12 protein-coding genes are annotated in these 11337 nt (G+C 40.7%); 7 read left to right on the forward strand and 5 right to left on the reverse strand.

The features are described 5' to 3' along the window. Positions 1–15: 15 nt before the first annotated feature. Positions 16–258 carry a hypothetical protein gene (locus C2I18_RS21240; protein WP_076146923.1) on the forward strand — a complete coding sequence of 81 codons (243 nt, stop codon included), beginning with the start codon at positions 16–18 and terminating at the stop codon, positions 256–258. A gap of 202 nt (positions 259–460) precedes the next feature. Here C2I18_RS21240 and C2I18_RS21245 read toward each other — a convergent pair whose 3' ends face one another. Then, a complete protein-coding gene (locus C2I18_RS21245) occupies positions 461–805 on the reverse strand; it encodes a helix-turn-helix domain-containing protein (RefSeq protein WP_076146921.1) in 345 nt (114 codons plus the stop codon). A 44-nt stretch (positions 806–849) separates the two neighbouring features. On the opposite strand from C2I18_RS21245, the gene C2I18_RS21250 reads away from it, so the two are divergent. The 4 genes from C2I18_RS21250 to C2I18_RS21265 all read left to right on the forward strand — a co-directional run bounded on the left by C2I18_RS21250 (position 850) and on the right by C2I18_RS21265 (position 5108). After that, positions 850–1008: a hypothetical protein gene (locus C2I18_RS21250; protein ID WP_179089117.1), complete on the forward strand. Its 159-nt coding sequence runs from the start codon at positions 850–852 to the stop codon at positions 1006–1008. Further along, a complete protein-coding gene (locus C2I18_RS21255) occupies positions 1005–2462 on the forward strand; it encodes a recombinase family protein (protein ID WP_249897720.1) in 1458 nt (485 codons plus the stop codon). The genes C2I18_RS21250 and C2I18_RS21255 overlap by 4 nt, the downstream gene beginning before the upstream one ends. Further along, positions 2459–4021: a recombinase family protein gene (locus C2I18_RS21260; protein ID WP_249897721.1), complete on the forward strand. Its 1563-nt coding sequence runs from the start codon at positions 2459–2461 to the stop codon at positions 4019–4021. Before C2I18_RS21255 ends, C2I18_RS21260 begins: the two co-directional genes overlap by 4 nt. 103 nt (positions 4022–4124) lie before the next feature. Next, positions 4125–5108, forward strand: a complete 984-nt coding sequence (locus C2I18_RS21265; protein ID WP_249897722.1) for a hypothetical protein — start codon at positions 4125–4127, stop codon at positions 5106–5108. A gap of 294 nt (positions 5109–5402) precedes the next feature. On the opposite strand, the gene C2I18_RS21270 is transcribed toward C2I18_RS21265, so the two are convergent. Next, complete coding sequence (locus C2I18_RS21270) at positions 5403–5972, reverse strand: hypothetical protein (RefSeq protein ID WP_249897723.1); 570 nt, start codon at positions 5970–5972, stop codon at positions 5403–5405. A gap of 172 nt (positions 5973–6144) precedes the next feature. Beyond that, the gene (locus C2I18_RS21275) at positions 6145–6780 is read right to left on the reverse strand and encodes a DUF4304 domain-containing protein (RefSeq protein ID WP_249897724.1); all 636 of its coding nucleotides are present in this window, start codon (positions 6778–6780) and stop codon (positions 6145–6147) included. A gap of 56 nt (positions 6781–6836) precedes the next feature. Here C2I18_RS21275 and C2I18_RS21280 point away from each other — a divergent pair, with 56 nt between their 5' ends. Continuing rightward, positions 6837–7115 carry a hypothetical protein gene (locus C2I18_RS21280; protein WP_249897725.1) on the forward strand — a complete coding sequence of 93 codons (279 nt, stop codon included), beginning with the start codon at positions 6837–6839 and terminating at the stop codon, positions 7113–7115. A gap of 220 nt (positions 7116–7335) precedes the next feature. Here the strand turns inward: C2I18_RS21280 and C2I18_RS21285 are convergent, their stop codons facing one another. After that, a complete protein-coding gene (locus C2I18_RS21285; protein ID WP_249897726.1) occupies positions 7336–7656 on the reverse strand; it encodes a hypothetical protein in 321 nt (106 codons plus the stop codon). Next, positions 7649–8041, reverse strand: coding sequence for a hypothetical protein (locus C2I18_RS21290; protein ID WP_249897727.1), 393 nt, complete (start codon positions 8039–8041; stop codon positions 7649–7651). The genes C2I18_RS21285 and C2I18_RS21290 overlap by 8 nt, the downstream gene beginning before the upstream one ends. Before the next feature lie 44 nt (positions 8042–8085). On the opposite strand from C2I18_RS21290, the gene hsdR reads away from it, so the two are divergent. Further along, complete coding sequence (gene hsdR, locus C2I18_RS21295) at positions 8086–11337, forward strand: type I restriction-modification system endonuclease (protein WP_249897728.1); 3252 nt, start codon at positions 8086–8088, stop codon at positions 11335–11337.

Genomic DNA, 11337 nt, shown 5'->3' on the forward strand with positions numbered 1-11337 from the left:
AAGGGGGGAGGCACGATGGACCTGAAGATCCGTTTTACTGTCAACACTCCTTCGCAGCAGATTTGTTTTGGTAATCTTAAGGAAATCGATCATTCTGAAACATTAGAGAAGTTAGCGGAACACTTCGCTTCTTGGGAGAAGACGCTAAAAGAGCGGGCAGCCGCACATCTGCTTACAGAGACCATTGGCTCAGAACAAGCAAGCGGGTATCGAATTAGCTTTGTTCATAAAGAAGAGAGTCTTCCCGAGGTGGGATAGACTCTCCTTTTTTTGTACGGCAATGGGTCTGATTATGCACGAAAAAGGGAGCCAACCTATTGCAGGTTAGACTCCCCTTTAACTCGATCATTATTCACGGCTGTAAACGCATATTTATGAATATGAAGCTTGTTCCATTCATGATTTTAAATATTTGTTCATGTGTATGAATAGTTTCTCTTATACATGCACATATTACCAATTACCGAGGCGAGGAGGTGTAATGCGATAAGAAAGCTTCGGCTCCTTCTTCAACACAGCGAAGCAAATATTCAACGGCATCAGGTTTACAAGTTTGCAAATTCACAAGAAGTTCGTACACCCTATCCAGACGCATTCGAATTTCATCACTGCTATCCGCAGGAAACGGGACTAAGTTAAGATCCTTTTGCAGTTGTTCCAGAACACTAAGGGTTATGTTTTGGGTTTTACCCGTTTCTAAGTTAGAAAGATATCCCGAAGATACACCGAGTTCATTAGCGTAGGCATTTAGACTAATGCCCTTCCGATTGCGAATTTGACGAATTTGTTGACCGATTTCCTGCATGACGCAGCCTCCTTAATTCAAAATACTAGAAGGGAATTGAACCCATGAAAAAAAGATACCAAGAGATTCAGGATGCCCAAATTCATTCTGTAAAATACGTGAATGATCCCGCAGCGGCCAAACAATATCACGATTTGTTTCTTGAGGTTATTCAGCGGATTATTGAAGAAGAAATGGATAAGCAGAATCAGGAGCTTCCATGAAGACGGCGTTGTATGCAAGACATTCAATTGACCAAAAAATTCAAAAGACATCGTTGAAATCACAGATAGCCGAAGGAGAAAACACGGCATTCAAGAACAAGTTGTTCATCGATGAGCGATATCTTGACCCTAAAGTCTCTGCGCGTAACAATAACAGATTTCAGAGACCTGAACTGCATCGTTTGCTCTCCGATATTCAGGCGGGGATTATTCAAAATGTAATTGTTAGCAGACGTTGTAGGTTGGCACGCAACTTGACGGAACATCTTGAGATTTACGAAATTTTCAAGAAAAATAAGATCAGCGTGATCTTTTCGGAGAAGGCCGAACCTCCAATGATTTATTCCGAGGAAGGAGAAATTCTTGAGGCCATATTTGGGGCGAAAAATGAGTTAGAAGGCGATAAAATTGTCGAAGGAACAACAGCTGGAAAACGTGCAAAAGCAAAAAAGGGCGGGAATCCAGGCGGTCGTACGCCTTACGGCTACCGATTAATTAAGACAGGAGACCAAAAAGAAGCTGTAGCAATGATGAAACAAGAAGAGGAAGTTGAAGTGATAAGAAAGACGTTCAATGTATTTCTCGAACAAAACTTCAAGTCATTCGCTGATTATGTAAAGTACTTAAAATCACAGAATATAATTCCCCAAGATTGGAGTGACTCTCGAATTCGCGGGATGTTCGGTAATCAGTATTACAATGGATATCTGAGTTATGGGGATGTGCGTACAGCGGTTCCTCACCTGCGTATTTTTGAAGATGAAGATTGGAATAAGATTCAGGAGAAGTTCGCAGCATATTCAACTGGCCGAAAGAACGCCAAACATAATGTCGTATATCTCCTTAAAAACAAAATCACCTGTTCATTATGTGGAGGTATGATGTCAACTCAGAATTATATCTATAAAGATGTTGAGGGGTTATACATTTGCAAAAAGCATGGTCTTAAACTTAAAAAGAATGAAGTTGAAGGGAGTTATTTACAAGCTGCTAAGGAATATCTTCTGCATGAGTTACCCTTGGAATTAGAAAAGCAGTTTCCCAAGTATGTAGCTGAAAAAACAAGCGAATTAGAAAGCAGACTATTCCAGTTAGAGTTCGATCTCAGTACTATCGGCTCTTTGTTAATAACACAAACCAGGCAATACATGCTCGATAAGTCGAATCACAATAAGGATGAATTAAAGAAGATCAAGTGTAGACATCAATTCATACAGGAGGATATTAGCTGCATTAGGGGTGAAATTGAAAGGTTTAAAGGAATGGTACAATACGCTGCATCACCTCATTTGAAAGCGGCCGAATTTGCTCTGGAATCCAGATTATCGGAACTTGGGAGTGATGAGTTAATCCGATTTCTCATATCTATGAGCGTACGGATTACGGCGAATTCCAAAATATTAAGAATTGATTGGAGTCAGGGTCAAAGTAAATACACGGAGGTGGAGATTTGATTATAACTGACTTCATTAAACCTGGAATGAAGGGGGCTTTCTATGGAAGGCATTCGACGGATAAACAGGAGATGGATTCCCAGAACAGTGCTTGCGAGGAGTTCGTAAGACGGCATGAGTTAAGTCTCGTTGGCCGTTATTTGGACAGTGCGGTATCGGCAAGAAAGAAGGAGATGAATGAACGTCCCGAGTTAAAAAGATTGCTCGATGATGCACAGAAGCGGTTGTTTGATTTTGTCCTGGTGTGGGCTGAAGATCGATTGGCAAGAAAAACCAGAGAGCACCGTGAAATTCGCAAGAAATTTGTGGAGTATAAAATCCCCGTATATGTGCTTCACAATAACACCCGTTATGACGAAGGTGAGTTATTATCGCAAACGATTCGCGACAGTTTCTCACAGTATCAAGGGGATAAAATTGCTGGTGATACTAAACGCGCGATGAGGACATTGCTGAAGGAAGGTCAGTGGACGGGCGGATCAGCTCCATATGGTTATAGATATCTTAAGGATACGAAGAAATTTGAGACCATTCCCGATGAAATTGAGCATGTGCAAAAAATATTCTCTCTCTACAAGCAGGGTAATTTGGGATTCAGGGCGATTGCGGGAATGCTGCCCAAAGAGTCAAGAAGAGGTCGGGATTGGAAATGGAACCATATCAAAGAGATCATAACGAATCCTTTTTACGCGGGAATATTGACTTTGAACCGTCGCGATTCCATTTCCCATTTAACAGTAAATAAAGAAATGACGGATTGGCTACAAGGCAGTAATACTTCTATTAAACCCGTTGTGACACTTGAGGCGTGGAAAACAACCTGGTTCATATATAAAAATCGCAGGGATTATTACGATGGTGAAGAATCTTTGAAAAACGCAGGGCTTAAATTTGCTCAGTTCTATGTCACAAAGAATGTATTGAATGGACTGCTGTACTGTGCAGAATGCAATGAACGTTTGAAATGCAAGGATATGACCTCCAAAAACAAAAACAATGGAAAGGATTATGGTGATATTTTTTATGTATGCACTGAGTGTAACTATAAGGTAGGGGCAGAAAAATTATCGCCGATTATTGACGCAATTTGGAAAAAGATACAGCGGTCAATCGATATTACCAGGATCTCGGAAGTAGTATATGCTCGCTTTCAAAATGAAGTAACCACCATACAGCATCGAACGGAATTGTATGAAAAGCAAATTCAAGAATTCTCAAACAACAAAGTGCATTACGAATCATGGATTGAAGAGTATGGGAAGATAAACAGTGAAGACAGGGATGTCTACGAGGCGTTCAGTTTAGCTAATGCCTATAATGAGCAAAACTTATTAGCTGCTAAGAAAATGTACACACGATATAAACATAAACTGGATTTCTTAAAACAAGATAAGGAGACGGTTATTCAAGAGACAGAGAAGCTTGTGAACAGAATAAAATGTGACCGTAAGAGTTTACCTGTTCATGACGAGAAACAAATACTTCAATTTGCTCTAGCTTACCTAACTATTGATCAGAACGGGAAAATTGAATACGCGATTAAGTCAGAATTATTGTGAGCCGTTCTCTTACTGGAGACGGTTTTTTGTTGTGATGAAGGATTAAATTGTAAGATCACGAAAAATAAAATATGAGAAAATATTGATTGTGAAATGGAGACTAATGATGATAAACGGGAACAAGTTTTCTGATCAGGTAATGAGCAAAGTACACGTGAACAATTCGATTATTCTTTTGGCTAAGCAATTTCTAGTTACCCAAGAATCTATTGTGGATACCGAACAGAATCTGGGGCGATTCATCCAATTTTATGCGAGACCATGCCCTGAGGAAATTGTATACTCAGAAGCTCCAACAGAGGAACAAATAAATCAAATGGCACAATACATCTCTTATGGATTGGCATATTGTGAAGCAGTTTGGTCATTAGTTCACTCTGGATTTTTTATCGGATCTCAAGACAGGTCATATAACTTTAATCCACATATTCGCACGAAGCAAGTATGGTCCAATCAGACTTCGATATATACTATTAATTTTAATGAAGCATCTACATTAATACCTCTGTTGCTAAAGGTCAACTTTTCTAAACGAGATCAAGATAAACCAGAATATGTTCTATTCAATCCTGAATTGTACGTAGCTGGTATTGGAAGCAACTTGCACCGCGATGTTCAAGAAGCACTAGGTGATGCTATTGCTTGTTTTCAGAATGAACTATATCGACCTACTGTTACAATGCTTGGAAAAGCAGTTGAGGGAGCCTGGGTCGAGCTTGGAATATCATTGTACACTTATGCTGGAAAAGGTCTTAAAGATCCAGACAAGCTTATTGATAAATTAAGAAATGAAACTAATTTTATGAATAGAGTCCAGCAAGTTGTAAAGCTGTATGAAGGCAGACATGATTTGTTCGGAGAGCTGATTAAAGAATCAAAAGTTTCAATACCGATGATCAAGGAAATATTCTACTGGTCCGATGTCGTCAGGGATTCCCGTAATGCAATTCATTTTGGAGTTGAATCGGCGTTTCCAAATACATACGAGAAAACGGTCGTTCTGCTGATGAGCGCTTCATCCAATTTGAAAACCTTATACAAACTCAAAGGTATAGCTGATAAGCTTCATGATGTAGGTACTGTCTGAGTTATAGGGATAAAATATTGATTGGAACAAATTTCTCGGTAAGTGTATTAGACTAATCGGTCATTTGTCAAAATGTTAAGGCAAGCGTATAGGGAACCGATCGTCCCCCTATACACTTGCCTTAACTAATTTAGACCAAAACGTTGCTGCATCTGCATTTGTAACGCAAAAAGAACTGACGCAGCATCCTTTACAGGGACGCTGATCAGTTATTTTCGGCAAGTGTATATGATGGCAATATCTAATTTCGGTAAGTGTATATTAGTTTGTTGAAACATTGGCTCCAAATGATTGTTAGGGTTGATTCGGTTCTGAGATTTCATTTTGTTCATTACTAACCAGTTCGTTGTACTGGTCTAGAGATTCATGATCCCAAGGCTCAGACTGATTTTCATGTGTGGCGTCTTTTAACGTTAAAGCTTCAAGTGTCTTCGTATTTTTCGGAGTTCTCGTTTTTCTCGTTTTGGGTTCTGTTTCGTCGGGGTTGCTTAAAGTATCCGTCTCCAGTTCACTTTTATCTTTCGTTTTTCTTGAACTCGGTTTTGCTGCTTTACGTGAAAGTCGTGCATTCTCTTCTTTGAGTTTTTGGATTTGAGATTTCTGACTTTCGTTGGTGTGTTTGAGTTTTTGAATTTCCTGTTGCAACAATTCGTAGTTATGAGACAGTTGTTCGTGTGATCCAGCCTCTTCTATTAATGCACCTTCATTTTGTGTGGGGAACTGTTGAAGATATTGCTGCATCTCCTTAAAGGCATCCTCGAAATAATGATGTACTCGTTTTCCTATGTCGTAGTACAGCTTGGCTTGACCTTCTTCGAATTTGCTCAAAAGCTGTTTTGACGAAATTGGCTCATAACTTTCCATTGTTAATCCCCCTGTCCCATGATCGGCTGATTAATATCTATGGTAAAGTTAGCTCGTTTATGTTGTTTGTTGCATCAAATTGCTAAGGTGATCGTTTAATAAAACAGAGGCATTGAACATTGAGTTCAAATGCCTCTGTTTTAGAAACGTTACTTATAATGTTTGTATAAGGTTAAGGCAGGACCAGACCTAGTTTTTCTGCAATTTCAATTAATTTGGGCTTATAATACGGATTTCCATGTTCTATGCTTAATGCTTCAATCAGCTTTGCCTGTGCAGTTTCCTTGTGATCCAAAGAATAGTAAAGTATTATTTCGTCATGAATATTAGGTAAGGAACCAAAGATATCTTGTTCTTTGGCAACTTCTATTGCTTTAATTAATGAATCTGTTGATCGTAGCGGGTCTATGTATGGAAGTATATAATTAATCAAATCGCTTCTCAAAGCCTCGGTAACTTTACTCATATTTGTTTCTGCAACAATATGATAATTAGGAGTATATCCACGAGGAGCTTTTAAATGCTGTATATTACCTCCAAGTATTGGTCTATGCAACGAGGAGTTGAACCAACTCTTAGGTAATTCATATTGCATGAGGGCATAATAAGGTTTCGAGAATAATGCAAAGTCAATTGAAAAATCGTAATAATCGGGTAAATTCCAACTGGAAGCAGCAAGATGCACGATCTGAACAACTTCAGGGTATTCTCTGACAAATACATTATTTTTCTTTTTATAGCCCTTCTCCTTAAATAAGGGTGTAATGCTTTCTGATAACATCATTTTATACATCTCTTTTGGCTTCATAAAAATAATATCACCTCAGACCGATACATGGACTCATTTTAAAAGGAGGAGTTGTTGTGAATAGAAAATATTTGGTGAGATCTTTCTTATCTATTGCCTTGTTACTTGTAGTAGTTATAGCATGGACACATTTTGGGGGAAAGCAAAGAGAATTGGTGTATGTCTATGATGAAAGCATACTTCATGACTTTTGGATTGATGATTCAGGCTACGTCACCTTCAATTGCGACATAACTATAAAAAACAGAAGTAATACTGAAATGAAATTTACCATGACGGCAGATGTATCGAAGGATATTGGATTGACAAAGGAAACCTTCGCCTATTCTTTCTAAGGTGATTCACAAAATTACGAAGTGTACAATATTGCCCCAAATTCCAAACAAACTTATAAAGTGGAGTTTAAAGCACTTAACGGTGATAAAAAGACTAAGATGGACAGGCTGCCTCCCAAAGACGTGATTCTCACTCCACTATCAAGCAACAAATCTCACTAAAAGAGCCGATTTATTTAACCATTCTGCAAGTTAATCAATTTGTAGGGTGATTAGTCAACTATTCATCATCAGGATCAATTCCCCAAAATACATAATGAGACAATCCAGTATTAGCAAAGTAACAAGCATCCACATACACTTCGCGTAGCTCATCATCAACCCTGTAAATAACAATCACATTGCCAATCAATGTCCAATAATAGCCGTTAAATTCAAAGCCAAGAAAGTCCGATATTCCATCAGCCTTATATTTAGGTTCATCAGCCAAAACTGATTTTGAGCGTTTGAAGACGTTCATCGGGTCAACCTTATATTCCTTCATTCGGGCAAGAGCTACGCGAGCGTAAGTGGTCCAGAGCACCTTGTAATGGTCAGTCATTCTGAACCTCTTTCAGTAATTGTGCAAACTCCTCTTCGCTGTCACTATATGTGGAAATCCCATTCTCTCGGTCATGCTTGGCCTTACGAAGCTGGGAAACAACGTCTTCATCTTTAAAAATAACGGATGTCATTCTTTTCTTCTGTTCGTCGGTAAATGCAGGTTCATCTTTCCTCTGAAGCGTAACGTTAAATCCGAAATTATCCTCAATCAATTGCACCAGATCTTTAAGTTCAACATAAGGTTTGCCCCGAAAGCTTTGCTCCAATTGCTCCTTAGAAATGGACATTTCATTCACCGCCTTTTTGTTAGTATAACATTTTATAAAATCTAATTCTTTAAGAAGTTGGAAAATGTTATTATATACATAGGAAAATATCCCCATGCATCATCTTACATTTTTAAGATAAATTCTCCAGAGGTGAAGAGATGACAAACAGAAATTTCACTTTCTTGTCGAATCATTGGAATATTCTCTCCAATCTGGCCGAAATGGCTGAACGGAATGTTTATATTGATCCGAATACTTCCCTGATCAAGCTCCGTATGTTTGGGGAGACGTTAACGAAATATATATGTGCATTTGAGGAGCTTCAACTATCAGACAGAGCAACTCAGGACGATAGACTCAGGATTTTGAAACAAGACGATCTTCTGACTCAAGAACTGTTGGATATCCTCCATGCTATTCGCAAGATTGGGAACAAGGCCAATCACGAAGAAGGGATTTACGGAACAACCGAAGAAGCCAAAGCTTTGTTGAACATGGCCTTTCGCTTATCTGTCTGGTTTATGCAGGTATATGGGGAGTGGGACTTCATTGCTCCTGAGTATGTCGAACCTTCTCAAGTAGAGGATGCACAGAATCAGGCGGAACTTCAGTCGTTGGCAGCTTCTTATGACGCGAAAGTACAGCATCTGGAGCAGGAACTGCAGAAACTTACTCAACAGCAAGATTCCAAAACTTCAGATGAGAAGCAAAAACGTCATACCAAGGCCAGACAACTGGGCAGTGCCCTTAAACTTACTGAAGCCCAGACCCGAATAATCATAGATGAGAAGCTCGTTCAGGCTGGCTGGGAGGCAGATACATTACAACTGCGTTTTAGCGCAGGGACTCGTCCTGAAAAAGGCAGGTACCTCGCTATAGCCGAATGGCCTCTGAAAAATGGGTTTGCGGACTACGCTCTTTTTTATGGAATGGAATTGATCGGCATCGTTGAGGCTAAACGGCAGAGCAAGGATGTACAAGCCGATATTGAACAGGCAAAAAAGTATGCCTCTTATGTAGTTAAGCACGGTGAAGAGATCATTCATGGTCCCTGGGGAAATTATCAAGTGCCGTTTCTGTTTGCAACGAATGGGCGTCCCTATTTGAAGCAGCTTGAGCATAAATCGGGAATATGGTTCTTAGATGCGCGTAAGTCTACGAATCATGCCAGAGTGCTGCAAACATGGTATTCACCTGAAGGGTTAAAGGCTCTTTTACAGCAGGACATAGATAAGGCGACAAAGGACCTTCGCGATGAATCGCTGGATTATCTGCATTTGCGTGAGTATCAGGAAGATGCGATTTTGTCTGTGGAGCATGCGATAGAAGCGGGACAGCGCAGAATTCTGTTAGCCATGGCAACAGGAACAGGCAAGACGAGAATGGCCATCGGCCTAATTTATCGTCTGATCAAACATAATCGCTTCAAAAGAATTCTGTTCCTGGTAGACCGTTCTGCATTAGGCCGTCAGGCTGAGGCTGCGTTTAAGGATTCCAAGCTGGAAAGCTTTAATTCCTTCACACAGATATTTGAACTTCAGACGCTGGATGACAAGAAACCGAATGTGGAAACGAAGGTACAGATTGCTACTGTTCAGGGTATGGTGAAGCGGCTTTTTTATAGTGATGATGATAAAGGCATTCCTTCTGTAGATCAGTATGATTGCATCATTGTGGATGAGGCTCACCGTGGTTACACGCTGGATAAGGAAATGACAGAGATCGAACTGGAGTTTCGGGATCACGCCGATTATGTGAGCAAGTATCGGAAGGTACTGGATTATTTTGACGCTGTGCGAATCGGGCTTACGGCTACACCAGCTCTTCATACGGTTGAGATTTTTGACAAAGCAATCTTTAACTATTCCTACCGTGAAGCTGTCATTGATGGCTATCTGATCGACCATGAGCCACCTGTTCAGTTTGAAACAGAATTGAAGAAGAACGGCATCAAGTGGCAGATTGGTGAGGAAGTAGCTGTATATAATGTGGACCTGGGAACCGTAGAGAAAGAAATGCTGGAAGATGAGGTCAACCTCGAAGTAACCCAGTTCAATAAGACGGTGATCACGGAGAATTTCAATCGTGTAGTGCTGGAGGCGCTCACTGAATATATCGACCCTGAAGCGGATGGTAAGACCTTGATCTTCGCGGCAACGGATGATCATGCGGATATGGTTGTTCGGATCTTTAAGGAAGAATTGGAGAAGGTCTACGGGCCTGTAGATGATGGAGCGATTTTAAAAATTACAGGTTCGATCAAAGATCCACTGCATGCTATTAAGCTCTTCAAAAACGAACGGCTGCCGAACATCGTAGTCACGGTGGATCTCCTTACGACTGGTATAGATATCCCGAGCATCTCCCATGTGGTTTTCCTGCGGCGGGTCCGCTCCCGTATTCTGTATGAACAAATGCTGGGACGGGCTACCCGCCGCTGTGATGAGATCGAGAAGGATCATTTTATGATCTATGATGCGGTAGGCATCTATGAGTCGCTTAAGCCCTATACGGATATGAAGCCTGTTGTGACGAGACCTCAGGTCAGTCTGGATCTCCTGGTCGATGAGCTGAAGCAGATGAAGAGTGAGCATCACATTAAGTCGCATCAGGAAGAGATTGTGGCTAAGATGCAGCGGAAGAAGCAGAGCTGGACGCCTCAGGACCATGAGGATTTCAAAGCGCTGTCGGATGGGCAGAATATTGATAAGTTTATTGATGAGATAAAAAAGGCAAGTGCTGAGCAGGTTAGCGAAGCTTTATTAAGCAAACCACAATTGCTGCTGTTTATTGAAGAGAACAAAGGGCGGCATAACCGCCAGTTCATTTCGGATCACAAGGATAAACTGATCGGAGTTACACGTGGTTATGGGGATGCCAACAAACCAGAGGATTATCTGGAAGGATTCAATGGTTTTATTAGAGAGAACCTGAACCTGATTCCAGCTCTAAACATCATTTGCACCCGCCCGAATGATCTGACCCGTGAAGAGCTGCGGAAGCTTCGTGTGGCTCTAGATCAGAAAGGTTTTACCGAGAAAAATCTGCAAACCGCCTGGCGTGATGTGAAGCAGCAGGACATTGCCGCAGACATTATCAGCTTTATCCGCCAGCAGGCGCTTGGTGATCCACTCATCAGCCATGAAGAACGGATCGAGAATGCCATGAAGAAGATTTATGAGATGAGAGTGTGGCCGAAGGTGCAGAAGGATTGGCTGAAGCGAATTGAGAAGCAATTGCTGCAAGAATCTGTGCTGGACCCGAATCCAGAAAAAGCATTCGATGTAGAACCGTTCCGCAGCAAGGGCGGCTATAAGCAGTTGAATAAAATTTTTGATGGTCAATTGGACGAGATTGTTGCTACAATAAACGTTGCGCTATATCCAACCAGACAGAAGGAGCAAGCTTAA

It is taken from the genome of Paenibacillus sp. PK3_47 (assembly GCF_023520895.1).
Lineage (GTDB): Bacteria > Bacillota > Bacilli > Paenibacillales > Paenibacillaceae > Paenibacillus_AQ.